Annotated in this window: 19 protein-coding genes; 4 read left to right on the top strand and 15 right to left on the bottom strand. The window is 52.0% G+C overall.

From position 1 onward, the window contains the following. Positions 1-9: 9 nt before the first annotated feature. From AC0LWF_RS03910 to mutS, 10 genes are all read right to left on the bottom strand, one after another. On the bottom strand, positions 10-996 hold the full coding sequence (locus AC0LWF_RS03910; RefSeq protein ID WP_474650226.1) for an AAA family ATPase: 987 nt from the start codon (positions 994-996) through the stop codon (positions 10-12). A gap of 117 nt (positions 997-1,113) precedes the next feature. Beyond that, positions 1,114-1,794 (bottom strand): YdcF family protein, encoded by a 681-nt coding sequence (locus AC0LWF_RS03905; protein ID WP_474650225.1) that lies wholly within the window; start codon positions 1,792-1,794, stop codon positions 1,114-1,116. Next, the gene (locus AC0LWF_RS03900; RefSeq protein ID WP_474650224.1) at positions 1,791-2,345 is read right to left on the bottom strand and encodes a ribonuclease FAU-1 family protein; all 555 of its coding nucleotides are present in this window, start codon (positions 2,343-2,345) and stop codon (positions 1,791-1,793) included. Before AC0LWF_RS03900 ends, AC0LWF_RS03905 begins: the two co-directional genes overlap by 4 nt. Before the next feature lie 228 nt (positions 2,346-2,573). Beyond that, positions 2,574-3,293 carry a peptidylprolyl isomerase gene (locus AC0LWF_RS03895; protein WP_474650223.1) on the bottom strand — a complete coding sequence of 240 codons (720 nt, stop codon included), beginning with the start codon at positions 3,291-3,293 and terminating at the stop codon, positions 2,574-2,576. 30 nt (positions 3,294-3,323) lie between these two features. Then, positions 3,324-6,032: a transglycosylase domain-containing protein gene (locus AC0LWF_RS03890; RefSeq protein WP_474650222.1), complete on the bottom strand. Its 2,709-nt coding sequence runs from the start codon at positions 6,030-6,032 to the stop codon at positions 3,324-3,326. A 213-nt stretch (positions 6,033-6,245) separates the two neighbouring features. Next, positions 6,246-6,488, bottom strand: a complete 243-nt coding sequence (hfq, locus tag AC0LWF_RS03885; RefSeq protein WP_474650221.1) for an RNA chaperone Hfq — start codon at positions 6,486-6,488, stop codon at positions 6,246-6,248. Beyond that, positions 6,485-7,492: a tRNA (adenosine(37)-N6)-dimethylallyltransferase MiaA gene (miaA, locus tag AC0LWF_RS03880; RefSeq protein WP_474650220.1), complete on the bottom strand. Its 1,008-nt coding sequence runs from the start codon at positions 7,490-7,492 to the stop codon at positions 6,485-6,487. Before miaA ends, hfq begins: the two co-directional genes overlap by 4 nt. Next, positions 7,489-8,259 (bottom strand): class I SAM-dependent methyltransferase, encoded by a 771-nt coding sequence (locus tag AC0LWF_RS03875; protein ID WP_474650219.1) that lies wholly within the window; start codon positions 8,257-8,259, stop codon positions 7,489-7,491. Before AC0LWF_RS03875 ends, miaA begins: the two co-directional genes overlap by 4 nt. Next, a complete protein-coding gene (gene mutL, locus AC0LWF_RS03870) occupies positions 8,256-10,472 on the bottom strand; it encodes a DNA mismatch repair endonuclease MutL (protein WP_474650218.1) in 2,217 nt (738 codons plus the stop codon). Before mutL ends, AC0LWF_RS03875 begins: the two co-directional genes overlap by 4 nt. A 14-nt stretch (positions 10,473-10,486) precedes the next feature. Further along, positions 10,487-13,276 (bottom strand): DNA mismatch repair protein MutS, encoded by a 2,790-nt coding sequence (gene mutS / locus AC0LWF_RS03865; protein ID WP_474650217.1) that lies wholly within the window; start codon positions 13,274-13,276, stop codon positions 10,487-10,489. Between the two features lie 134 nt (positions 13,277-13,410). On the opposite strand from mutS, the gene AC0LWF_RS03860 reads away from it, so the two are divergent. Next, entirely contained in the window at positions 13,411-14,523 is a 1,113-nt protein-coding gene (locus tag AC0LWF_RS03860) for a glycoside hydrolase family 172 protein (RefSeq protein ID WP_488656649.1), read from the top strand. 144 nt (positions 14,524-14,667) lie between these two features. Here the strand turns inward: AC0LWF_RS03860 and AC0LWF_RS03855 are convergent, their stop codons facing one another. The 4 genes from AC0LWF_RS03855 to AC0LWF_RS03840 all read right to left on the bottom strand — a co-directional run bounded on the left by AC0LWF_RS03855 (position 14,668) and on the right by AC0LWF_RS03840 (position 19,681). Beyond that, a complete protein-coding gene (locus tag AC0LWF_RS03855) occupies positions 14,668-16,260 on the bottom strand; it encodes a putative amidoligase domain-containing protein (RefSeq protein ID WP_474650215.1) in 1,593 nt (530 codons plus the stop codon). Between the two features lie 122 nt (positions 16,261-16,382). Continuing rightward, complete coding sequence (locus tag AC0LWF_RS03850; RefSeq protein WP_090573227.1) at positions 16,383-16,937, bottom strand: outer spore coat protein CotE; 555 nt, start codon at positions 16,935-16,937, stop codon at positions 16,383-16,385. Between the two features lie 149 nt (positions 16,938-17,086). Continuing rightward, entirely contained in the window at positions 17,087-18,085 is a 999-nt protein-coding gene (locus tag AC0LWF_RS03845; RefSeq protein WP_474650214.1) for an aromatic acid exporter family protein, read from the bottom strand. A gap of 84 nt (positions 18,086-18,169) precedes the next feature. Then, positions 18,170-19,681: a carboxypeptidase M32 gene (locus AC0LWF_RS03840; RefSeq protein WP_474650213.1), complete on the bottom strand. Its 1,512-nt coding sequence runs from the start codon at positions 19,679-19,681 to the stop codon at positions 18,170-18,172. A 124-nt stretch (positions 19,682-19,805) separates the two neighbouring features. On the opposite strand from AC0LWF_RS03840, the gene AC0LWF_RS03835 reads away from it, so the two are divergent. Then, positions 19,806-20,129 (top strand): iron-sulfur cluster biosynthesis family protein, encoded by a 324-nt coding sequence (locus AC0LWF_RS03835; RefSeq protein ID WP_474650212.1) that lies wholly within the window; start codon positions 19,806-19,808, stop codon positions 20,127-20,129. A gap of 39 nt (positions 20,130-20,168) precedes the next feature. Further along, a complete protein-coding gene (locus tag AC0LWF_RS03830) occupies positions 20,169-20,747 on the top strand; it encodes a beta-class carbonic anhydrase (RefSeq protein WP_474650211.1) in 579 nt (192 codons plus the stop codon). A gap of 58 nt (positions 20,748-20,805) precedes the next feature. On the opposite strand, the gene AC0LWF_RS03825 is transcribed toward AC0LWF_RS03830, so the two are convergent. After that, entirely contained in the window at positions 20,806-21,336 is a 531-nt protein-coding gene (locus AC0LWF_RS03825; protein WP_474650210.1) for a DUF309 domain-containing protein, read from the bottom strand. A gap of 407 nt (positions 21,337-21,743) precedes the next feature. Here AC0LWF_RS03825 and AC0LWF_RS03820 point away from each other — a divergent pair, with 407 nt between their 5' ends. Then, a complete protein-coding gene (locus AC0LWF_RS03820) occupies positions 21,744-25,100 on the top strand; it encodes an Ig-like domain-containing domain (RefSeq protein WP_474650209.1) in 3,357 nt (1,118 codons plus the stop codon). Positions 25,101-25,329 lie beyond the last annotated feature (229 nt).

Below are 25,329 nucleotides of genomic sequence, written 5' to 3'. Positions count from 1 at the left end.
ACATGCCTATTACTTATCCCATTTCAAATCTTCCGGTCGAACAGTCATCAGCTCCTGCTTCCCAGGGGAACTGCTCGAGTATTGATTCAAGAGGCGAACGGCTTGATGCCTGAACGCTTTCTCTATAATATTGCGCACATACCGTGCGTTGCTGAAAGAAAACATCGACATCGCTTTCTCTTGCATAAGATGCTGCCTCAGCTTGAATATCGTCTGCGGCATAAGCGTGTAGTCTCGATCCTTCGCCATGAGCTCCGCGATCTGAATGAGCTGGTCAATGGAGTAATCGGGAAAATCAATCTGGATCGGGAACCTGGAAGGAAGGCCTGGATTCGTCATTAGAAAATTCTCAATCTCAAGCGGGTAACCCGCCAAAATAAGAACGAACTGATTCCGATAATCCTCCATCGCCTTTACAAGCGTATCAATCGCTTCCTTGCCAAAATCCTTCTCGCCGCCTCTAGCCAAGCTGTACGCTTCGTCCACAAACAGAACGCCGCCAAGCGCTTTGCGCACGAGATCACGCGTCTTCTGAGCGGTATGACCGATATACTCGCCAACCAGATCAGCTCGTTCGACTTCAATCATGTGACCTTTCGAGAGGACGCCCATCTTGTTAAACAGCTTCGCTACAATCCGCGCGATTGAAGTCTTGCCTGTCCCCGGATTGCCTGTGAAAATCATATGGTACACATGCGAGCCGCCTGACAGCCCTGCGTCTGAGCGCATTCGGCTAATCTGCAGCAGCGCATAAATCTCATAAATGAGCAGTTTGACATTGTCCAAACCGACCATCGGGTCAAGCTCCCGCTGGATTTCGAGGTATGGATCATTCGCGGACAATGGTCTTGCCGCAGTTACCGGCTCGCTGTCAAGCGCTTGCGCCGAGCTGCTCGTCGATGCTGCAAAAGATTCACTGCTGCGAAGCACCACATTAATTTGCCGCGAAGGTCTGCCGCTGCCGCCCCCTCCTGTTGATACGACTCGATCGTCCATCTGCTTCATCACCTATCCTTCGCTGGATCATCGGCATCAGCTGCACGTATAATCCATTGTATTCTAGTGATATCTGCCATATTAACAGTTTTCGAAGCCAGGCTTACAGAGTCTGTGTCAGAAGGAATTCGGCAACTGGACGCCCATTCGCAGCAGCAGTTCATCAAGCTTCCACTTCGTGAAAGCAAGCACCTCGCGCGAGTAATTGTAACTGATTGACAGCACTTGCGACTTGAAACCAAGCGCCATCGCATCGCTCGGATAATCAAGGTACTGCGCAATGTCCAGAGCACGCGGCGCATGGAAGTCATTCGTCACGATAAACAAATGGTTCCACCCCTGCTTACGCGCAAGCGGTTTGCTGAACAGCAAATTCTCGTATGTACTGCGTGAATCCTCTTCAAGCACCATCGCTTCCACCGGAACGCCTTTCGCCGTCAGATACTCGCGCATCCCTTCCGCTTCCGATAAGGCAGAGCCGTTATGATCATGTCCACCCGACAATATAAAATGCGCGACCTTCCCCTGCTTGTACAAACCGAGGCCATAATCGAGCCGTTCTTTAAGTCCAGGGCTTGGTTTGTCAGACCACAATGCCGCGCCGAGAATGATAGCAGCGTCAGCCTGCGGAATGGTCTTCGGGGCATCGTAGCTGTTAATGAGGTAAAGCAAATAGGCACACCAGAATACACCGAATGCTGCACCGAAAGCGGTAATCCGCAGCAGGAGCCGAATAATCCGGTACCGACTGCGGACTTTGCGCTTATTGGGCTTCTTTGTAGCTGGGACTGATTTCATGATTCGCTAAGTTCTCCATTCTGTGCAAGTGCTTTGCGATGCTTGAGACTGAGCGTGAAGTATCGGAATCGTCCGTTGCGTATCGTAGACAACAGCCTCCCCGCCGTCTTGCGAGCTAGGGCAGCGTCCTTGTTCGTTACGGTACCTTGACTTACAGCTTCCTCAAGCTCATCCTCATCAAGCAGGAACACTTCTCCGCTCGGCAGTACTACGACATCCAGATACAAATCGTCAAACCACGGCACCTGTTGGTCCGTCAGTCCTTGCGTCTTACAGATATCGATGTACCATTGAACGACCCGGTTCTTATCATCAAACATCGTCGTCACTACAAAATGTTCGCCACGGGGAAAGTGCTGCATCCATAAATATCCGCGGTCAGCGAGGCATAATCTGCGCCCGTTGTATTCTTTCCAAAGCGGTTCACGCAATTCATGAATGCGGTAGAACGTTACAAGTCCTCTAAACTCGTCTGCGTCCATCGCAAGGCACGTATAGCTTCTTCGCAAAATGCGGCGCCAATTGGCTCGGTCAGAAAATTTTCGTTTCATACGGAACGACCTTTCCGTTAGGATCGCGCCAAAACTTTCGGCGCGGAAGCACACCTGCAGAACTGACACCTTAGTCAGAACGCTGCAGAAGGGTAGATTTCCCTTATTAAAAAAAGCTTACCACAACTTAACGTCCATATTCCAGCGAACCTGTAAAATAAACCAAGCCCTGCTTGCCTCAAAATGCAAAAGGAGAGCAGCAACCGCTGCCCCCTCTTAGATTCAAGCTTATTTCTCCGTAATGGAAATCGTCTCGATATGGACATCCTCTGTCGGCTTGCTGTCTGTCTGCTCGCCATTACCAGGTCCAACCGGCGTCGCCGCGATTTCTTTCACGACATCCATCCCCTTGGTTACTTTACCGAATATCGTGTAGTTCGGCTGCTTATTCAAGAAATCTGCGTCTGCCCCGGTACAGATAAAGAATTGGCTGCCGCCTGTGTTCTTCTGGCCTGTGTTCGCCATAGCAAGAGTGCCATCCTCGAACTTATAGCCGTTATTGAACTCGTCTGGAACGTTATAGCCCGGACCGCCCATTCCAGTGCCCGTTGGATCGCCGCTCTGAATCATGAAGTTCTGAATGATGCGGTGGAACGGAACGCCGTCATAGTACTTTTCCTTAGATAGGAAGACGAAGCTGTTAACGGTTTGCGGCGCATCCTTCGCGTACAAGTCGACCGTAAACTCGCCTTTGTTCGTCTTGAATACAGCACTGTACGTTTTCGCAGTATCAATGGACATCTCCGGCATCTTTTTCCATTGCTTCGGTGTTGTTGTATTCGAGTTCGAAGATCCGCCTGTGGTAGTATTTCCAGCCGAATTGTTCGTCGTATCGCTAACCGTGCCTTGATTGTTCTGAATCGTGTTATTTTCGGATTTACTGCCGCATCCAGCTACCACAATTAGCATAGCTGACAGAATGAGTACTAGCGCAGTTCGGTTCATCATGTTCGGAATTGCCTCCAAATATCCCACTTATTAAGGGTTAGTAGTCGTTGTTTGATTGGTCGTGCCGCTGCTCTGGCCGTTCTGTACGTTCTGGCCTTGTTGGCTGTCAACCGGTAATGTGCCGTCATTCGTAGGCTGAGTCTGATCGCCGCCTGTCGTGTTGCCGCCACCGTTATCCGTACTCGCGCCTGGAGCCGTTCCCGTACCATTGTTAGTACCGGTAGCACCGCCGCTTCCAGTTCCTGGCTCAGCCGGCTGTCCGCCATTGCCAGGCGTCTGTCCATTGTTTCCACCGCCGCCAGGCGTTGTACCGCCACTGCCAGGCGTTTCCGTCCCACCATTTCCTGGTGTTTCCACTCCGCCGTTCCCCGGCGTTTCGGTTCCGTTACCAGGAGTCTCACCAGGCTGTGTTCCCCCGTTGCCATTGCCTGGATTGCCTTCGTTGCCATTGCCTGGCGTTTCTTCCGCAGGAGGAGGGGTAATCTCCACCTCGGGAATATCGACCTTGAGCGTCTCAGATGGCGTACCTTCCATCTCCTTCTGAGGATCGTACGCTGTGACATAGTACTGATAGCTCATCCCTGGCATTACGCTCATATCGTCTACACCAGTCGCATCAAGCGCATCCATCAGCTTCGTGAATTCTGCCTCGTTCGCTTCTTTGCGATAGATACGGTACGTCATGCCTGTGCCTTCAACCGGTGACCAAGCCAGCTTCACGATGGCCGCTTGCTCGTCGTAGATGGCGTTAAAGTTCGTAATGCCAACCGGCGGCTTCTCCGCTTGATCTTCACTTGGCTTCGCGAAGCTTCCTTTTGGCACGCCCTTCATCGCATCCCGCATAACTTTGCCGAACAATGCTGCGGCTTGGGAGCTGCTCTTCTTGATCATATGATCCTTATCGGTATGATCATAGCCCATCCAGACGACGGCCGTCCATTCTGGCGTATAACCAGCGAACCAGGCATCACGGTTATATCCATTTACGAGACCTGGGATACCGTTCTGCGTCGTACCGGTCTTACCTGCTACTGGACGGTCAATTCGGGCATTCACGCCCGTTCCGCCCTTTTCGAGAACAGCCTGCATCATTTGCGTCATGTAGGTGGCAGTCTCCGTCTTCATGAGCTGCTCCGACTTCGGCTCGCTATACTCGTATAGCGAATCGCCCTCCTTATCCGTAATCTTAATTAAGGAATGCGGATCAACCGACTTGCCATCGTTCGCAAAAGCGCTGTAGGCCTTCGCCATCTCGAATGGCGTTACCCCATGCGTCAAACCGCCGAGGCCAATCGCCAAGTTGCGGTCCTCCGTGCTGTCGAGAGTAAAGCCCATTTTTTCCGCGAATCTCAGTCCAGTCTTCACTCCGATTTCATTGAGCAGCCATACTGCAGATGCGTTACGCGATTCCTTAAGCGACTGCTTCATTTGGATCGGACCGACATATTTGACTTTATTCGAATCTGTCGGACAGTACGAACCATAGCAAGTCTTCGTATCCTGCAAGATTGACCACGGATACCAGTCACCCGAATCAATAGCCGGGCCATAGACCGTGATTGGCTTAAAAGAAGAGCCTGGCTGACGCGGCACAAGTACACGGTTCAGCCCTTTCTTCACATAATCCCGACCGCCGACAAGCCCTTGTATCGCACCATTTCGGTGGTCGACAATAATCATCGCGGCCTGCTCTTGCTGATCATCGACGCTCTTCTCGAAGTTGTCGTCATCCTCGAACTGCTTCTCAGCAGCGGATTGAGCCTGCGTGTTCAGCGTCGTATAGATGTTATAACCGCCGCTGCGCAGCTGTTCTTCCGTCAACCCGCTGACGCGCTCGGCTTCGTTAATGACGAAGTCGAGGAACGCCGGATACGTATCGCTCGCCGTCTTCTCATGCTCTACAGGCACATACTTAACCGCCTTCGCTTCATCCATCTGCGCTTGCGTAATATAGCCCTGGTCTTGCATCAGCTGAAGAACAACGCCGCGACGCTCCATCGAGTTATCCGGGTTGTTAATCGGATTGTAATTGCCCGGTGCCTTCGGGATACCCGCAAGTGTCGCCATTTGCCATAGCTGCAGGTCTTTCAAATCAGTATTAAAATAGTACTTTGCAGCAGATTTAATCCCGTATACCCCTTTGCCGAAATAAATCCGGTTCAGGTACATCGTAATAATCTCATCTTTCGTCTTCTTATGCTCGAGCGCGACTGCAATCGATGCTTCTGTCGCTTTTCGGAAGAAGGTTTTGTCCTGCGTCAGGAATAAGTTCTTCGCAAGCTGCTGCGTAATCGTACTGCCGCCTTCAACAGCGCTGCGCGCTACGACATCTCTTACAATGGCACGGCCAATCGAATATAAATCGATACCGGAGTGCTCCTCGAACCGCCTATCCTCTGTCGCAATTACAGCATCGCGCATCAGCTCTGGAATTTCCGCGAACTCGACGTTCTCGCGATTGCCGCCTGCCTGATAGAGCTTCGTTACCTCTTTGCCTTGCGAATCATAAATCGTGGACGCTTCAGGAAGAACGAATTTATCTTGATTCTCAGAGAGAATGCGTTCACCGTTCAAAATAATTAACAAATACCCGATAATGCCACAGACAATAGCAATTGCGCCAGTAAAGAACAACCAAATCGCTGCTTTGCGCCGATTGATGCGCTTCTTGCCTTTCTTGCCGGGCTTCCCGGTCTTCTCCGCCTTACTACTCCTCGTGCTGCGTGGTCCTTCAGTCATCTGTAAGGTCCCCTCCAGTTCATCCGTGAGATATCCTCTCTCTCTATTTATACCCTATATGTGTAAACGGCAACGGTCCTGATTGAAACTACGACAGCGCTAACCGTAACAAAAAGAAACAACCCCGCATGAGCGCAAGGGTTGCTCTTTCTTGCCGCTATCCAATTAAACGTAACATGGTTTAAAAAGGTTTCAAAACGTACTTACAGCTTATTAAGCTTCGTTGTTGTCTTGAATCTGCATGAGCGAAACGTTACGTTGTGGGGTAAAGGTCGAGATCGCATGCTTGTACACCATTTGCTGACGGCCTTCGCTGTCAATGACGATCGTAAAGTTGTCGAACGCCTTAATGACACCGCGGATTTGGAAGCCATTCGTCAGGTAAACAGTTACCGGCACGCTGTCTTTGCGAAGTTGATTCAGAAATGTATCCTGAATGTTGATTGATTTGTTCATTGTATTTTACCCCCATCGTCAAAAGGTTGGTTAAAAGTATATTCAAGATTCATCCTAAACTTTCCTGCTATTATAGCATGAATCAAGTTCAAATTCTTGTTAAAGTTTTCCGAACTATCAATCCAATGGATATCTTTCATATGCCGGAACCACGATAGCTGCCGCTTAGCGAACCTGCGCGTGTCCCGCTTCAGCATCTCAACCGCTTCCTCAAGAGTCAGATGCCCTTCCAAATAGAGAGCGATTTCTTTGTAACCGAGCCCATGCATGGATACCGCATTCGAAGGAACACCTCTGGAGAGAAGCCCACGCACCTCATCAACCAGCCCTTCTTCTATCATCGCATCGACGCGCTGATTGATCCGCTCATACAGAACCGCGCGGTCCATAGTAAGACCAATAATACACAGTTCGAAAGGAGATTCTTTTTTCTGTCCCTCTAGCTGCTCAGATACGGTACCGCCAGTTAGATGATGTACTTCGAGCGCTCGGATAACACGGCGCTGATCGTTCGGATGAAGCCGGTGCGCCGCTATCGGATCGACCGCGCGAAGCCGCTCATGAAGCGCTTCTGCCCCATGGGACAAAGCGTACAGGCGCATCTCCTCGCGGAATTCGTCGTCTCCGCCGACCTCGGCGAAATCGTACCCGAAAGCGACCGACTCGACATAGAGACCAGTACCGCCAACGATGAATGGCAGCTTGCCGCGGCTCGAAATGTCCGGAATAAGAGTCGCGCAGCGCTCTTGAAATTCCGCGACCGAGAACGGATGCTCAGGATCGCAAATATCAATTAGATGATGGGGAATGCCTTCCCGCTCCTCTGGCTTGATCTTCGCCGTGCCGATATCCATTCCTTTGTACACTTGAATGGAATCGCCTGAGATAATCTCGGCGTTCCATGCTTTCGCAATATCAAGACTCATTCTCGTCTTACCAACCGCAGTCGGTCCGATGAGCACGAGCAGTCTTTGTTTGCCGCTCTCATTTGATGCTGAAATCATGTTGGCAGGATCACTCCGTAAGCAATTTTGTTTATATGCTGGCGTTTGAATCCCAGCCGCTCGAATTCACTGCTTGCTGCATGCTCCTTGAGCACGACGGCTTTGCGAGCAACGCGCACCGCTTCCTGCACCGATTGTCCGCTGAGCGCCTCGTTATTCGCGAGACCTCGCAGCGGCTGAAGTGCGGATGAATCGTGCATCGGCTTGCGGAACATCGGGTCGAAATATACGATATCGACGCTCTTGTCCGGCAGCTGCTTTAGATATTCGAGATGGTTCATGTTACGAAGCTGGATTCGGCGGAATGCTTCGTTCACATCCGCGTGCTCCGTATGGTAGGATTGCAGCCCTTCTCGAACGACGGTGTACAGAATGGGCTCGCTCTCAATTGCTGTAACCGCTCCTTCTGCGCCAACCGCATAAGAGAATACGATTGAATCCGATCCAAGTCCTGCCGTACAATCGACAACGGCATCGCCAGGCTCGCAGCCAGTGAGCGTCATGAGTGGATCACTCTCGCCCTTGCGCATTCTTTTCACCCGAACATAAGCCATACTGGGATGAAAATACAGCGGCTCCTCCGATTCCTCATAATAGCGCAAGCCACTCTCATCTGCAACAAGGAGGCGGTTATCGCCATACTTCTCCCGAAGGAGCGTGAGTGAATCTTGCTTGCGAGGAACGAGTCTACCGCCTAGTTCTGCTGCTATCCGCTCTGCGTAGGCAAGCTGCTCTTGAGATGGTTTGTGCGGGGTAGTGACGATCATGACATCACCCGCTTAAACATTTTTTCCAGCTGATAGGTTGTCATATGGACAACGATCGGCCTGCCGTGGGGACATGTATAAGGCTGAATGCAGGCAGCGAGCCGCTTCAACAGCCCTTCGCCTTCCTCGCGCGTTAGCCTGTCATTCGCTTTGATAGACGCTTTGCAGGAGCACATAATGGCGGATTTCTCGCGCATCTTGCCGATATCGACCGCACCGCGTTCACTGATTAGCCATTCTGCCATCTCTTCGATGACATTATGCTCTTCACCCGCAGGCAGCCACTCTGGATAAGAGCGCACAAGGAACGTGTGGGCGCCGAACGGCTCGAGCTCTACTCCCGCCTCAACCAAGTGATGCAATTTGTTCTTCAGCGCATTCGCTTCGGCGGCTGTAAATTCCAATGTCAGCGGTACGAGCAGCTGCTGGCTAGCCTGCTCCGGTCTTGAGAATTTGTCAAAATAGTACTCGTAATTAATTCGCTCATGCGCAGCATGCTGGTCAATGAGGAACAGCCCTTCCTCATTCTGCGCAATGATGTACGTGCCGTGCAGCTGTCCGATCCAGTAAAGCTCCGGGAACACTGGCGCGTCACCGCGGTCATTCATCTGCGTCCCACTGCTGCTGTTGCTGCTGTCGGCCGAATAGACTGGCGCAGCAGATGGTTCCCGCAGGACAGGCTCCTCGCGCTGAACGCTAGGCGGCGCGTAGAGCCGCTCTGTTGCGTCCCGAGGTACCGCGGGACGGTTCATCAATTGCGTTTGCCAATCGTTCGCCGTTACACGGCTGCTTGCTGCAGCATTGCCGATCGTGTACGAAGAACCTCGTGCTGGCGTTGGCGTTAGCGCTGGCGGCGAATAATCGGTTGATGGACGCTGAGGAGCAGCGGTATGGCTTTGGCGGCTTGCCGCTTCATCCGTCTGTGCTGAAAAAGATTGCTCAGCGGTTTGGAGCGCTGCTGCGATATCGCTCGCGGAGACGGAAGCAGCTGGTCGCGTTGACGACGAAGGTTGTACCGACGCTGCAATCTCGTTCGCAGATGAAGGAGTTGAATGCGACGAAGACAGCACCGATTGTGCTGGCTGCTGCATTGGCGTCACTATTGCCGACTCCGAACCAGCTCCGCCGCTGCCAAAGCCCGCTTCAGGCTGATGGAATGAAATCCGGTCCTGTATATAGACCGGCTTTGAACGGTCGGCAGGCTGCGCAGGACCTGGGATGTGGCGCTGCTTACCGAGGGCGCGCTTCACGCATTCTTCGATAAACTCTCGCAGCTCCGCTTCCTTGCTGAAACGGACCTCCATCTTCGAGGGATGAACGTTCACATCCAGCAAGCTCGGGTGCATGCCCAGCTCCAACACGATGAGAGGGAACCGGTTGATCGGCAGCAACGTATGATAGGCCTGCATGATCGCTTGATTAATGATAAAGCTCTTGATGTAGCGGCCATTGACCACAATCGTGATGCCGTTACGGTTCGAGCGCGTCTGCTCCGGCTTCGAGATATAGCCGCGCAGCTCATAATCTGGATGCTCGCCTTCAACTGGGAGCATCGCCTTCGCCGTTGCTGTACCATAGATCGCAGCAAAAGCTTGAAGCCGATCTCCGCTCCCAAGCGTACGCAGCAGCAAGCTGCCGTTATGCTTCAGCGTGAATGCGATGCCAGGATGAGCAAGCGCCAGCCGGTTGACGTAATCGGCGATGTGCCCGATCTCCGTCTGAATCGTCTTCATATACTTAAGCCTGGCAGGCGTATTATAAAACAGCTCGCGGACACTAATATCCGTTCCTTGCGGCGCGTTCGTTTCCTCGTTCGCGGTAATCGTTCCGCCTTCGATGACCAGCTTGCGCCCAAGTCCTGATTGATCCGGCGAGGATATGCATTCCACTCGCGCAACTGCCGCGATACTCGGCAGAGCCTCGCCTCGGAAGCCGAGGCTCGCGATTCGGAACAAATCTTTACTGGACGAGAGCTTGCTCGTCGCGTGACGGTAGAACGCGGTCTCGATATCGTCTCCTTCAATGCCAGAGCCGTTATCCGTGACGCGCACGAGTGCAAGTCCGCCGTCTTCAATGACGATATCAATCGTCGTACTCCCCGCATCGACTGCGTTCTCGACAAGCTCCTTCACTACAGATGACGGCCGTTCCACTACCTCGCCAGCGGCGATCTGGTTGGCAAGCTGCTCGTCCAATATGCGGATTTTGCTCATCTAAGAAGCACCTCCTACTTGTCCTCGTGAAGCTTTAATTTCATATCATTCAACAATTGCATCGCCTGCATGGGTGTCATATTAAACAAATCGAGCTTGCGCAGCTGATCGGCAATTTGCTCTGCGCGAGTGCTGCCTTTGCGGTTCTTGCCGGTGTCAGCGCTCGCAACAGGCTCTTCGAAGATCGAGAGCTGAACGACGCCGCCAGCACGGAGCGACGATGGCAGCTCGGCAGGTTCTTGTGGTACAGGTACAGGCTCAGGTGCAACTACATATACAGCTGCAGGTGTCGCAAGTACCTCCTCCAGTGTTGGCGCTACATACTTCGCAGCCGACTCAGCAGCTTGGTGCGGCGCCTGCGAAGGAGATTTCCAAGCAACTGCTGCCGCCGCAACCGCTGCCGCATCCTCCTGCGAAGTGTGCAGTTCGAGAAGCGAATAGGCGCGATCGATAATGCTGCCAGGCAAACCGGCGAGCTGCGCGCAGTAGATACCATAACTGCTACCCGCTGCTCCTGGAACGAGCTTGCGCAGGAATGTGACATTGTCGCCAGTTTCCTGCACCGCCATGCAGGCATTCGCCAGATGCGGCAGCGTTTCGCTGAGATGAGAGAGCTCATGGAAATGCGTCGACACAAGTGCTTTACAGCCAACCTCGTGATGGACGAATTCGATGACTGCTTGCGCAATCGCCATACCTTCTCCGGTCGATGTACCGCGGCCCAGCTCGTCGATGATGACCAAGCTTTGTGCAGTTGCTTTCTCCGTCATCACTTGAATGTCTTTCATCTCAACCATAAACGTGCTTTGCCCGCCGATGAGATCATCAGCTGCGCCGATCCGCGTAAAGATGCGGTCAATCAGCGGCACCTCCGCATGCTTCGCAGGAACGAAGCAGCCAATCTGCGCCATAATGCTGATTAAAGCCACTTGGCGCATGTAGGTGCTCTTTCCCGCCATATTCGGGCCGGTAATAAGAAGCATTGAAGCTCGTCCATCATCCTTCACGAGCGTCGTATCGTTCGCAATAAATGCCGAGCCTTCCATCACCGCTTCAACAACCGGATGGCGACCTTCACGCACAACGAAGTTGTAGTCCTCGGTCACATTCGGCTTTACATAGCGCTGCTCGCCGCTGACTGTTGCATGCGACTGATAGACGTCAAGTGCTGCGATAACTTCCGCCAGCTTCTGAAGCCTGTGCAGATGCGCGGTCAGATGCTCGCGAAGCTCGACGAACTTGGCATACTCGAGATCGACCATTTTGTCCTCTGCTTCGAGAATGAGCGTCTCTTTCGCTTTCAGCTCCGGCGTTACGTAGCGCTCTGCATTCGTTAACGTCTGCTTCCGCTCATATCGGCCCTCCGGCAGCATCCCGATATTCGCCTTCGACACTTCGAGATAATAACCAAACACCTTGTTATAGCCAATCTTCAGCGACTTGATGCCAGTCGCCTCGCGCTCACGCCGCTCCAGCTCCGCCAGCCACTTCTTCCCATTCACGCTCGCTTCGCGCAGCTCATCCAAGTAGCTGTCATAGCCAGCGCGGATCAGCCCGCCTTCTCTTACGGAAACCGGCGGCTCTTCAACGATTACAGTCTCGATCATCTCTGCGAGATCAGCACAAGCATCTACGCCTTCGACCAGCTTACGCAGTGTTTCCGACTCGGAATCCTTACAAAGCGCCGTCAGAGCTGGGACATGCTGAAGCGAAGATTTAAGCGCATTAAGATCGCGTCCATTCGCACTGCCATATGCGACCCGGCCAACTAGCCGTTCTAGGTCATAGATTTCATTCAATTCATGGCGAAGCTCTTCGCGCAAAATAAAGCTGTGGTACAGCTTGTCCACCGCTTCCAGCCGTTCATCAATAGCAGCCTTTGACAGGAGCGGCTTATCAATCCAGCGGCGAAGCAGCCGTGCACCCATCGAAGTTCGTGTACGATCAAGCAGCCACAGGAGCGAGCCTTTCTTATTGCGGTCACGCACAGTTTCCGTCAGCTCAAGATTCCGTCTTGTGAACGGATCGAGAATCATATATTGATTCGGTTCGTAGACCGAGATGCGCCGAACATGTCCGAGCGAGCGCTTCTGCGTCTCATCGAGATATCCGATCAATAGGCTGACGGCACGATGTCTTGCTGGTGCTAGAGCGTCCAGCGCAAGCTGGCTGAACTGCTCGGTGAGTCTAGCTTTGTCCATCGGTACCCGTTCCGTAAACAATACAGGTCGATTCCATGCTGAAGCAGCCGGTCGAAGCATCTCTAGCGCTTCCGCATCGCCGACGAGCTCAGACGGATGATACACATTCACCTCATCGTAGAGCGACTCAGCCGTTGCAGCGAACGAAGTCACGTACAGCTCCCCTGTCGTAAGGTCACAGGCTGCCACGCCAAAAACGCCGTCCTGAATCGCAGCAGCAACAATGAAGTTATTCGCTTTATCCGCGAGCGACTTCGTCTCCATAACCGTACCAGGGGTTACGACGCGTATGATTTCGCGGCGGACGACGCCTTTTGCAGCCGAAGGGTCTTCGACTTGCTCGCAGATCGCGACTTTAAAGCCTTTCTCAATTAATCGAGCAATGTAATTGTCAGCGGAATGATAGGGAACGCCGCACATTGGGATCTTCTTATCCCCGCCGCCTTCACGGCCCGTTAATGTAATTTCAAGCTCTCGCGACGCATTAATCGCATCGTCAAAGAACATCTCGTAGAAATCACCTAAGCGAAAAAAAAGAATCGCGTCCTGCGCGCCCTCTTTTATGCCTAAATATTGTTGAATCATGGGGGTATATGCAGTCATGTCGATCCTCCTATAGATATGAGCGATAAACAACAGACCTTTATTATAGCAGAAAAGCACCACCGCTTGGAGAATACTCAGCCATCACAGAGTGTAATTAAACAAAAAATACAAAAATAGTTATTTGCATCATTTTGTTTACTGATTATCAGTTTACAACTTATACATCACATTATATAATCAAGCCAATCGTAAGCGGTTTCATCTTTTCTTTCATTAAATTAGAACCCATTAAGGAGTGGAATATCTGTGCTGAACACCATATCCGAGCTGCGCAGTTCACGACATTCGACCCGCATACGAAGAGCAAGACCAAACGGATCGAGCCTGGCGCACCAGCTGCGACGCTGGTCGAAAGTGATAAACCGGGGATGATTACGCGAATGTGGCTTACTTTTCCGGGCTGGTTCTGGAGGCACTGGGACACGTCTGCCGAGAACGATCCGTCCACGCTAAAAAAGCTTATTCTACGCATATACTGGGACGGCGAGCCGCATCCATCCGTAGAAGCTCCAGTCGGTGATTTCTTCGGCATCGGCCACTGCGAGTTCCGCCATTATGTTTCCCGTTACTTGGGGATGTCGAGCGGCGGCTTCTACTGCTACTTCCCGATGCCCTACAATAAAGTTCGGATCGAGCTTGAAAATTTGCATGAGAGCATTCCGTGCGACGTCTTCTTTAACGCCAATTATGAGGAGTACGATGAGCCGCAAGCCGGACAAGGCCGGTTCCATTGCCTGTTCCAGACGAACCGTCTGAACGGACCCGATCCGCTGCCGATACTCGACATCAAAGGTAACGGCCATTATGTCGGCTGCTCGTTGTCCATGCAAGGCGAGGAGCTAAACTACTTATCTTACTTAGAGGCACCCGAGTACATCTTTATTGACACGGAGAGCAGCAAGCCGACGATTGTGGGGACGGGGCTTGAGGATTATTTTAATGGGGGATGGTACTTCCGCGACGGCGAGTTCCACAGCGAGCTACATGGCGTACCGCTCAAAGACACGCTTCGTTCCATGATCAGCATGTACCGGTTCCACGAACGCGACGCAATCGCCTTCAAGGAGAATCTTAGAATCTCCTTCGTAAATCCTTGGGAGGCAAAGCATCTCAAGCCCTACTGGTACGCATCAACGGCATACTGGTATCAGGACCGCGCCGCCGCTCTGCCGGTGTCTCTGCCTATCGACAGGTTAATGAGCTTGTATCGGATTCGCGATACGGATCATCAATCTTATCCATAACATTCTGCACTTTCCACGATTGCGAGCAAAGTTTCATTTTCTATATTTGAAGCTTACTCCCCTGCTTTCTCGTCATATACGGACAACCTGAATAACCTGAACAACCCGTATCCATCCGGATGCGGGTTGTTCGCATTGTTACGGTCAGTGAGCTTCGGCGCGCAAAATCCCCCATTTCACACGGATGTCTGCCCCTGTGTCCCACGTTCTCCCCGATCGAATCGCAGCCAGAAGCGGCTCGATCCATACAGCGAGGTCGCGATACGACTCCGTCTGCGCCATCGACGCGGCGAGATCATTCAGGCAGCCGCGCAGCGCGCCGCGGTCGCCTGCATAGTAGGCGTCGATGTACCGCTCCTCCGCCGCAGGGCATGCCTCGAGCGCATCGCTCTCTCGCGCGCAGAGCAGCGCCAGCGCGAAGGCGGCTTTCGCGGCAAGTGGCGACACGAGCCAGCTCGGCAATGTCCGGTACTCGAAGCCGCCATGCGGCTGCAGGCGGAAATCGCCAAGGCTGCCATAACGCGGACGTCGCTCATGCTCCGCTGGCGATTCAATCATCGCAAGCGGAAATGCGATATAGCTGTCCAGCAAGCGGAGCAGCCGACCAGTAAGCGGCACGCCGCTCAAATGCAAATGTCCGCCAAGCGAGAAGCCTGCGGCGGGCATTCCGCCTGCGGCCCAGCGCAGCGGGGGCTGATCTGGTATGCGCTTTGCAGCCTGCTGCAGCAGCTTCTGAATGTTCCGTGCGAGCTCAGCCGGCGAATCCGCCGGCGCAGGGCGCAGCTCCGCGACAGGGTACTTGATCTGCCCGCCGATGAGAACCGAATCGCAGCCAGCACCATGCCCGCCTTCCAGATATCGGGCGGCGGAGACGACTTTGCCGCTCTCCGAGAGCAGCAGAAATTCAGGATCAGCGCCAAGCAGCACCTGTTGCACCTGCTCGCTTCCAGTTCCGGCAGTTCCAGCAGCTCCTAGCTGCTGTGCTAGCTTTGTAACCGCTCTACCCCAGATGCTCTCAGCATCTAGAAGTTGCTGAGAAGGCGGGAGACTCACAGAAGCAACATAACATCGACCATGCTCATCCGCATGGATGAGCACCGAACCGCAATCAAGCCCGCAAGCGTAGAGCGCCCGAGCAGCAAGCCGGGTTAGAGGACGATATCGCGAATCCTCTTCTTTCAGCTGCTCACTCCTCCCGCTCCCCCGTATCAAGACATTGCTTCCGTGTAAAGGGAGCCGCCGAGCCTCAATCGGCAGCAGCTGAAACAATGACACAAGAAAGCTTCTGAGCGCCACAACCGGCTGTTCGAACGCATTCGCGCTTGTGCTGGGGCTCGTACCTCTGCTTTTGCGTGCACGCCAGCTCTCACTTGCACTTGCGCTCCACACAGAAACACCTGCACGCCTCAGCCGCCTGCGTACCGAATCATCCGATTCCGCTGTAAACTCGCTTGCGCCTTCGTTCAGCACATGAAGCCGTTGTTTGCTCCCAACTCCCACATTGCCTTTCTCGCCAACTATGATGACATCGCCATGAACAGGAACATGCGAGCTACCGTTACTAACTCGCACCTTGCCCCTTAACTTGTCCTCATACTTGCCTTTGTCCTGGTCGCCGAACTTGTCCTCGCTCCTGTCCCCACCCTTGTCCTGCTCGAGCATACCCGAAACGCTGATCCGCATTCGCTCCGCCCCGTTAACAACCCATACGCTGCCTCCCACGCGCAGCCACTCCATTTCACTGCAGCACCTGCAAACAAGCGCTGCAGCTCATATTTTTCGAAAAAAAAGAGGGCTCTCGCCCTCGAATCTTTCACTGCCCTCGCATACATTACATTACAACCGCTGTAATCGCCTAATTACAGCTCGTCGTCGAGCAGCTCCGGATCCAAATCTTCAAAATCACCGTCATCGCCATACTCATAATCCTTACCGTCATCCGATCCGCCTGGCAAAGTGGCTACCCATACTTTCGTCTCTGCAACAAGAATGACCGCGAATTCGCGCTCCACGCGAATGACGACACCATTGCCGCTAGACGAAATATTCGCCTCGATGCAATTTGGCTCTTGCGTTGACTCCGCAGATACTTCCTCGGTCGAAGCCCGATGCTTCGGATCCAGATAGGAGAGCGGCACGTGTTCCACGTAAGAGAGCGTCTCTTTTGCTACATCTGTTTGCGAGTTTTTGTTGTAAGAATACCAAATGTTGATATCGTAAGTACCGATAACTTCGATCCCGTCTCCTGAGCGGACCGCCTCATATTGATGGTTTATAATCCATGCGCCCAAAATGCTCGTTGGGTGATGAGGCGGCGTAACGTTATGAGTTACTGTGGAAAACTTACGACCTTTGCCGCAGACAGCTTTGGTAATAATTTCTCTAGCCTTAAGCTGTTTATCTGCATAAGCCATCGATCTAACCTCCTCCATACAATCATTCAATTAAAGTGTATGCAGGACATTCGTCTACGGTGACTATTTCTTTTTGACATGTACAAATTTTTACTTTCTATATTTTAAAAGGTTGATTTCATAGTCACACAGCTCTGCCGCATCCTGCCTTAATCGGCCACCACAGCAGCTTCGAGGCTGTTTTTTTGCTTTTTCAGCCTCTTCGCAATGGAGAGATAGTGCTCCAGCTCATGCAGCAGATGCCAGATTGCCGCCCGAATCTCGAACTCTTCGCGGGTTGTTGGCAGCGGCATGCTGCGAAACCTTTCCCCGAGCAGCTTCCGCTTCGTTTCCACCTTGCCTTCGTACACATCTGATTTCAGATCGCCGGCTAGATCCTCGAACAGCTCGGCTGCCAGCTCGCCTTGCGGCAATGTCTCATAAACATGAGCCAGCTGAGTCAGCATGAGGCTGACGGAATCGAGCTGTTGCTGACGCATCTCGAAGTAATTCGACCAATGCATCTTCACGCCATAGTCGCCTCGAAGACCGCGCCAGATCAAATTCTCCCGGCTCACGTCCGCCCGATAAATACCTTCTTCTATCGCTTTCCCGGCATCAAGCAGCTCTTCCCCGTCCCAAATCAGCGTCGGTTGACGCAACGTCTGTGCCATTTTCATAAAGATTGCGCCGAACTTCTCTTCTGTCTCATGCCGAAGCTCTATTAACTTATGCTCCTCTTTCGGCATATAGAGCAGGTTCACGACGAGTGCCCAGCCAAGCCCAGTGATGAGCAGCATAATCTCATTTGCGATCAGATGCGTCGTCACTTCTTCCTTCGCATACACGTGGAAGACGATGACCGCGCTCGTCACGATGCCTTCCTTCAGCAGCCGAGACCTCGTAAGAATCGGAAACGCGACCAGAATGAAGATGGAGATTGTCCACAGGTGAAAGCCGAGCAGCACGAATAGTAATGAAGCAAAAAATAGTCCAAGTACGGAGGCCAAGAACCTCGCCAAAGCATTGCGAAGACCGCGCATTACGGTCACTTCTACGCCGATGATGGCAAGCAAGCCAGCAGCAAGCGGTGGCTGAAGCCCCAGATAGTGCCCTGTATAAAGTGCTGCAAGTGCAGCGATAGCGGTTTTGATTACACGTATACCCATATTCGACTCCTCAAGCGTATGTTCTTATATGTTAACAAAACCGCCCCTGCGTCTTGCGACGAGGGGGGCGGCCAATGGATGGTTCTACAACTTATAGATGTCGGTATATTTCTTCTGCAGGTAGCGGAACAGATAATCCGGATCAAGCGGCTTGCCTGTAATGCCCGTAATGAGCTCCGATGGCGTTCTCAGCTTGCCGTATTGGTAAACCTTATCCGTCAGCCATTCTTTGATCGGAATGAGGTTGCCGCTCTCGACGAGCTCCCAGAAGTTCGGCATTTCACGCTCCAGCGTATCTGTCATTTGTGCAGCGTACATATTGCCAAGCGAATACGACGGGAAGTAACCGAACGAACCGCCCGACCAGTGCACATCCTGGAGTACGCCTTCACCGTCGTTCTCTGGCTCAATCCCAAGGTATTCCTTATACTTCGCATTCCAAAGCGCAGGCAGCTCGGACGCTTTCACACCTTCATTAAAGATCAGCTTCTCAATCTCATAGCGAATGATAATGTGCAGGTTGTATGTCAGCTCATCTGCTTCGATACGAATCAAGGAAGGCTGTACCACATTCGTTGCGCGGTAGAAATCTTCAACCGACACGTCCAGCTGGTTCGGGAAGTGCTGCTGCAAATCTCCGAAGTACCTTTTCCAGAAGCCCGTGCTGCGTCCAATGACATTTTCCCAGAAACGAGATTGTGACTCATGGATACCCATCGACGTCCCTGTGCAAAGCGTTGTGCCAATCAGGTCCTTGCTGATATTCTGCTCATACAACGCATGACCGCCTTCGTGGATCGTACCGAACAATGCGCTCGTCACATCATCCGCCAAGTAGCGTGTCGTAATTCGCACGTCGCCTGGGTTAAGGCCCGTTGCAAAAGGATGCGCGCTCTCATCAAGCCGGCCGCCTGTAAAGTCGAAGCCCATCTGCTCGAGGATGAACAGGCTGAACTTCTTCTGTGATTCCTTCGCATACTGCTGCTTCAAGAACCCTGTCTCTGGCTGGTGTGGCGAATTCGCGATCGCAGCTGATAGAGGAACAAGCTTCTCACGCAAGCCGCCAAATACTCGGTCAAGCTCTTCCGTAGTCATTCCCGGCTCATACATATCAAGCAGCGTGTCATAACGAGTGCCTTTCACGCCCCACAGGTCGATGAATCGGTTCGTGTATGTAATGATTTTGTCGAGGTACGGCTCGAACGACGCGTAATCGCTGTTTGCTTTCGCATCTTCCCACATCGACTCTGCTTGCGAAGTAAGCACGACATATTCTTGGTACAGCTTCGGCGGGATCTTCACGCTGCGGTCGTAATCCTTACGTGTCTCTTTCACCAGACGCTGATGAATTTCGCTTAATCCTTCATATGCAGCCGGCTGTTCCAGCTCTGTCAGCCATTCGCCAAGCTCTGGCGCAGTCGCAAGCTTGAACATTTGACCTGACAAATTGCCGATCGCCTCCGAACGGACATCCATCCCCTTGCGCGGCGCTCCTGTACGCAAATCCCAATAAAGCAGTCCCAGCGACTCTTCATAACTCTTAATGAGCGCGATTCGTTCAACGAATAAGTCCAGCGCTTTGTTCGAAATTGTCATTAAACTGTCATCACCTTTCCATAACGTTTACCAGCTTCTACTTGATCATACTTTTTGCAACCCTTATAATCAACCTAATCATCTTCACTTTAGTATACAAGCATTGGCGAAAGGAGTCCTACCCTTGCATATTACATTTACACCTTCCGCTGCAGCTAAGCTTGAACCGATCATGCGGGATGGCACCAAGCATCTGAAGCTGTTGTACGATACGGAAGGCTGCGGCTGCGTCGTTAGCGGCGTCCCTGCCCTGCAAGTACTTGAAACTCCGCTTGCAGATGATACTCTCGGCGAAGGCACGCCATATTCCGTTTGGTACGAGCCTCGTTATGAAGTGTTTTTCGAGCCGAAATTAAAGGTCGATTACAACGAGGACAGAAATGCGTTCAGCTTGAAGAGCGACAGTCAGATTTATACCGCTAATATGCGGTTAATAAAGTCATACTAACATCACTAGATACTCGGACATGAGTGAGGAGGAACTACTGTGAACAATATTAAAGAGATAATGGAGTTCAATGAACAGTTTGTAGAGAACCGCGAGTATGAGAAATACAGCACGAGTCGTTTTCCTGAGAAGAAAATGGTTATCGTTACTTGTATGGACACGCGTCTGATCGAGCTGCTGCCTAAGGCACTCAATTTGAAGAACGGCGATGCCAAAATCATTAAGAATGCAGGCGCAATCGTGACGCAGCCGTTCGGCAACATTATGCGGAGCATTCTGATCGCTGTATATGAGCTCGGCGCTGAGGAAGTTGTCGTCATCGGCCACCATGGCTGCGGCATGACTGGCCTCAATCCTGACGTGGTCATTCAGCATATGTACGAAGGTGGCGTTACGGATGAAACGATTCGTACGCTGACGAACTCCGGCATGCACCTTGAGCGCTGGCTGACAGGCTTCGACAACGTGCAGGATAGCGTTGAGCGAAGCGTCGGCATCATTAAGAATCACCCGCTCCTACCGGTCAACACACCGGTACACGGTCTCATTATTGACCCGGGAACCGGCAAGCTCGATCTTATCGTGGACGGTTACGAAACAGCAGCAGAAACGAAATAACTCATTAAAAAAGCTTAGCTTCTCAAGAGGATTCCCTCTTAATGGAGCTAAGCTTTTATTATTTCGCCGGCGGCTGCTTCCTTCTTCGGCTTGCTGCCTCCGCTCTTGCTGCAATCACATCGCTGCGGTCGCGAAGCGTGTGGCGGTGAATAAGCTCGTCTGCTTCCCGGCTGGGAGCTGCCCATTGATCTCCTTCGTGCTCAGCCTTTTGCAAGCATCTCGTTAGAAGCATTTCATCTATTATAGGTAAATTGATATCCGCGAACGGCTCTCCAGCTTCAATTGCAGTCATCCTCTTCATAATAAGCGCGCGCACGGCATCGCCATGAAGTCCAAGCGCATCAAGCCGCTCTGCCGTGAGTCGCAGCCCGGATTGTCGCATCATGAGCATTGCACCGCGAAAATTGTTCCTTCGATGATGATACGAGCCGACCGCGAGCTGAATGAGTCCGACCCACGTTTCACATAGCGGATCACCGGGAAGTGACTTCCAATATTCTTCCAGAATCTCATGGCATTCGAAATAATCTCTCGTTGCATGAAATTCGTATAAATACGCTTCGTACGCCGCTGGATAGTTCTTCTCCACCGTTATTCCCCGCTTTCCGAAAAAAGAGAATGAATTCCTCCTGATAGGCTGCTCATTCCAATTCACTTCATTATATGTCGATTAGTTGCTGAGAACAAGAATAGCCAAATCCTTGTCTACCATGAGAAGGCTCAGACCGCTTTCTTCACTTTAAAAAAATAAAAAAAAATTCATAATCTCTAAATCTCAACAAATCGATACATAATGTTTCATAAAATGAATAGACAATAGATTTGAAACCGCTTTGCAAAAGGTTTTTTCTTTGCTATTTCTAGTAAATACGCGCTTATTCACAAGTTTCGACAGATTTTCTAATAGATTTTGTCGTCGCAACAATATGTAACCTCCCCGCGTCTAACTATTCAACGCAGCGGGTCTTCATAGCTCGCGAAAAAGGAGGTTAAGTAATGACTCTAGTACGGAAAGTACTGATTGTATGGCTGCTGTTGGCGCTGGCGATTCCGGCATTCACTGCAAGTGCAGAGTCGCTTTCCACGCAAGAGAAGTTCGAGGTGCTGAAGGACAAAGGAATCTTCATGGGACTCGGGGACGGAAGCGCTGGGCTAAACCAATCGATGACGCGTGAGCAGTTCGCTGCCGTATTGTATCGGCTCTGGGGTCTATCGGACACCAATCCGGTAAAGGCGAGCTTTGACGACGTATTGAAGACGAGATGGTCCTATCACGAAGTCGAGGCTGTGAACAATGCGGGGCTCATGACGGGAACCGCTGCGCGCAAGTTCTCTCCCGCAACAAACGTAACGGTGGAGCAGCTGGCTGTCGTGCTGGTTCGAGCCTATGGCTACGTAAGCGACAGCTCTCAGGTGACTGGCATCGTATCCGATTGGGCAAGGGGTTCGGTAAGAAGCGCGCTTGATCATGGCTTTATCTCCTACCAGAGCAATTACAAAGCAGCCGCTACCCGCGGACAGCTCGTCGATGCCGCTTATGCCGTTTATCAGCAGTCAAACCAACAAAAACTTCAAGTGAGTACCGTTCAACCGCTGGCGAACAATATTATTCAAGTCACCCTGAAGGAATCCGTCACCTCGGTTAATCTGTCCAGCTTCTCGCTAAAGGACAATCAAGGCACGGTTATCGCAATCAAAACAGCGACTCTGTCCTCGAATGGCAATATCGTAATTATCTCGACAGGGCCGCAAGACGGGAACGTCATTTACACGCTAACGGTGGACGGAACGAGCTGGCTTTATTCCTCTATTTGGAATAACAACGGCGGCACGGGCGGCACGGGCGGCACAGGCGACACCACTCGTCCTACCATCACCAAGGTCGAGAGCTTGGGAGATCGGACGATTCGGCTGACGTTCTCTGAGCAGGTTAGCCGCTCCACGGCAGAGGATTCGGACAACTACGACATCGTTTCCGGCGACCTTAATCTCTATAGCTATGTATTATCTGACGATCGCCGCACGGTCACGATCACGACGAGCACGCAAGAGGATGGTTATCGTTACCGGCTGTCTGTTTCCGGCGTGAAGGATCTATCGGGCAACACGATGACTTCCCGGAGCGACTTGTACTTCAACGGCATCTATGATCTCGACGGCTCGAAACCGACCGTCGTGTCCGTCGCTGGGCAGAACAATTCGACAGTCCAGGTTGTCTTCAGCGAGAAGATCGATGCCAGCGACGCTCGCAACTTGAACAACTACAGCATCAATAACGATCTGCACGTCACCCGCGCGACTCTTGGCAGCGATGGCAAAACAGTAACGCTATACACGGGTGAACAAGAGAACGGCAAGGAATACACGCTGACGATTCGCAATATCGCCGATTTGGCCGGCAACGTCATGAACACGCGGCGCGATATTGTTTTCAAAGGTACGAACGATCACAATAAGCCATTTGTCCAATCCGTAACCGTGCTTAGCAATTCGACCGTCGAAGTGCAGTTCAGCGAGCAGGTCAACGCGGATCAGGCGAAGAAAGTATCGAATTACACGATCAACAATAATCTCAAAGTAACCAACGTCATTGCCGATCCTGACGGCGATAAGGTTATTCTCACGACGACGAAGCAGACGGACGCCGTGCTGTATACCTTGGCGATTCAAGGGGTCTCAGACCTGGCGGGCAACGTGATGGATAAAGCGACGAACCTGTACTTTGGCGGTTATGTCGACCGAACTCCTCCAACCGTTGTCGGTATTCAATCGGCAGCGCGCCAAGCGGTCTTAACGTTTAGCGAGCGTCTGGATGCAAACACGGCAACCCGTGTGGGCAACTACAAGCTGAGCGGCAATCTCGGCACTGTCAAGAGCGCTGTGTACGACGACGCGAAGAAGACGGTCACGCTCACGACCAACGCCCAGACCCCAGGCGGGGTCTATTCTGTCACCATCAATCAAGTGAAGGATCTGAGCGGCAACTCGATCGCCACGGATACTCGCATTCAATTCGTCGGCAGCGATGTCGAAACGACCGGAACGATCGAGCTGCAGAAGCTCGACATTGTCAATCAGAACACCGTTCAAGCGACGTTCAGCCGTGCGCTATCCAACTCTGAAGTTTCCTCTCTCGACTTGACGATTCTGAAGGACAACAACAGAACTGTTGACGCGAGCGGGTGGAGCGAATACGTTATCCGCAAGTCCGGTACGGATAACGTGGTTGTGGTTCAGCTGAGGACTCAGCAATCGGGCAATCCTTCCCTGTTCGTCGCGGGGCATGTCTATACCGGCCGCATCTCTGATTTGCCTGGTTTGGTCACCAAGGATGGTGCGGATCAGAAAGTATTCCCAGGTACGGAGAAAAGAAACGACGAACCTTACGTTACGCAAGTGTCGGCTGTGAACAGCACGGCAATCAAGGTCACTTTCAGCGAACCCGTTCGCAACGTCAGCGCATCCGGCTTCACTCTGCTTCGCGATGACGGTTCGACGATCGACGTCATCTCGGATAGCCTACACGACACAAACAGCATCATGACCGAAATTACGCTTTATCTAGACGATGAAGTGAAGTCCGGCAAAACGTATCGCCTGCGCTTCAAGGACAGCATCAAGGACGCGGCAGGATGGAATGCCATCCGCACGCAGGACGGCTCCAATCCTTATCAAGTTGTGTTTGCGGGAACGTCGACGTCCAATCAAGCCCCTGCTGTCACGAAGATCGTATCGACGGACCGCTACACGTTCGAGATTCAATTTGGCGAGCCCGTTAAGCTTGAAGACGCGGGAGGCTTCTCACTGTACAGCGGATCCGGCGGAGATGAGATCGACATTCAAGCAAAGGGTAATGCGAGCTACCTCCTTTCCCCTGACCGTAAGGCAATCACAGTATACCTGAACGCAGACCGACTGGATCCTTTGAAGTCGAATCAGCGATACCGGTTGGAGTACGATTCGAATCATGGACGGATCGTGGACGATCAAGGGGCCTCGCTAAAGGACTTTGACAGCAGCAGCGTCTATAACTTTACTGTTTCAAGTGCGAATAATGCCATTCCTTCTATTACGAAAGTAGCTGCACAAGGAACGGCGATCAAGATTACGTTCAGCGAGCCAATCAAGGGCTATGCGGATGAAACAAATTTCTTCAGCATCGTAGTGGATGGCAAACCAATCACCCCAACGGATGGCTTCCTTGATGGGCAAACGATCGTGTTGAAAGTGCCGTCACTCGTTTCGGGCAAGATCGGAACGATCTCGTACACGAGCAAAGGCGCCGACTCAATCCGGGATTACAATAGCTTCTCGCCGGACCCTGATGCGGAATTTGCCTTCGGCGTGCTGTAACCCCTATTCTTATGCGCTAAGAGAAAGGAGGAACCTCGCGTTCCTCCTTTTTTCGCTTTACAATTATTTCAGCGCCTGGTGAAGTAAAAGGAATTAAAGAGCATGTTATTCCCCATACTTTAAACCATATACATATAAGTATGCTTGCTGAAGCTGTGGCCGATCTCCGGATAATCTTCGCGACATATTTCTGAAACCATTGACTATATTATTCGTAATTGAACTGAAA

It is taken from the genome of Paenibacillus sp. sgz302114 (genome assembly GCF_056120345.1).
This window is presented reverse-complemented; position numbering and strand designations above follow the sequence as displayed.

Bases quoted from the DNA above. Each gene is read 5' to 3' on its own strand.
- AC0LWF_RS03910 (WP_474650226.1), bottom strand. From the start codon at position 996: ATGGACGATCGAGTCGTATCAACAGGAGGGGGCGGCAGCGGCAGACCT.
- AC0LWF_RS03905 (WP_474650225.1), bottom strand. From the start codon at position 1,794: ATGAAATCAGTCCCAGCTACAAAGAAGCCCAATAAGCGCAAAGTCCGC.
- AC0LWF_RS03900 (WP_474650224.1), bottom strand. From the start codon at position 2,345: ATGAAACGAAAATTTTCTGACCGAGCCAATTGGCGCCGCATTTTGCGA.
- AC0LWF_RS03895 (WP_474650223.1), bottom strand. From the start codon at position 3,293: ATGATGAACCGAACTGCGCTAGTACTCATTCTGTCAGCTATGCTAATT.
- AC0LWF_RS03890 (WP_474650222.1), bottom strand. From the start codon at position 6,032: ATGACTGAAGGACCACGCAGCACGAGGAGTAGTAAGGCGGAGAAGACC.
- hfq (WP_474650221.1), bottom strand. From the start codon at position 6,488: ATGAACAAATCAATCAACATTCAGGATACATTTCTGAATCAACTTCGC.
- miaA (WP_474650220.1), bottom strand. From the start codon at position 7,492: ATGATTTCAGCATCAAATGAGAGCGGCAAACAAAGACTGCTCGTGCTC.
- AC0LWF_RS03875 (WP_474650219.1), bottom strand. From the start codon at position 8,259: ATGATCGTCACTACCCCGCACAAACCATCTCAAGAGCAGCTTGCCTAC.
- mutL (WP_474650218.1), bottom strand. From the start codon at position 10,472: ATGAGCAAAATCCGCATATTGGACGAGCAGCTTGCCAACCAGATCGCC.
- mutS (WP_474650217.1), bottom strand. From the start codon at position 13,276: ATGACTGCATATACCCCCATGATTCAACAATATTTAGGCATAAAAGAG.
- AC0LWF_RS03855 (WP_474650215.1), bottom strand. From the start codon at position 16,260: ATGGAGTGGCTGCGCGTGGGAGGCAGCGTATGGGTTGTTAACGGGGCG.
- AC0LWF_RS03850 (WP_090573227.1), bottom strand. From the start codon at position 16,937: ATGGCTTATGCAGATAAACAGCTTAAGGCTAGAGAAATTATTACCAAA.
- AC0LWF_RS03845 (WP_474650214.1), bottom strand. From the start codon at position 18,085: ATGGGTATACGTGTAATCAAAACCGCTATCGCTGCACTTGCAGCACTT.
- AC0LWF_RS03840 (WP_474650213.1), bottom strand. From the start codon at position 19,681: ATGACAATTTCGAACAAAGCGCTGGACTTATTCGTTGAACGAATCGCG.
- AC0LWF_RS03820 (WP_474650209.1), top strand. From the start codon at position 21,744: ATGACTCTAGTACGGAAAGTACTGATTGTATGGCTGCTGTTGGCGCTG.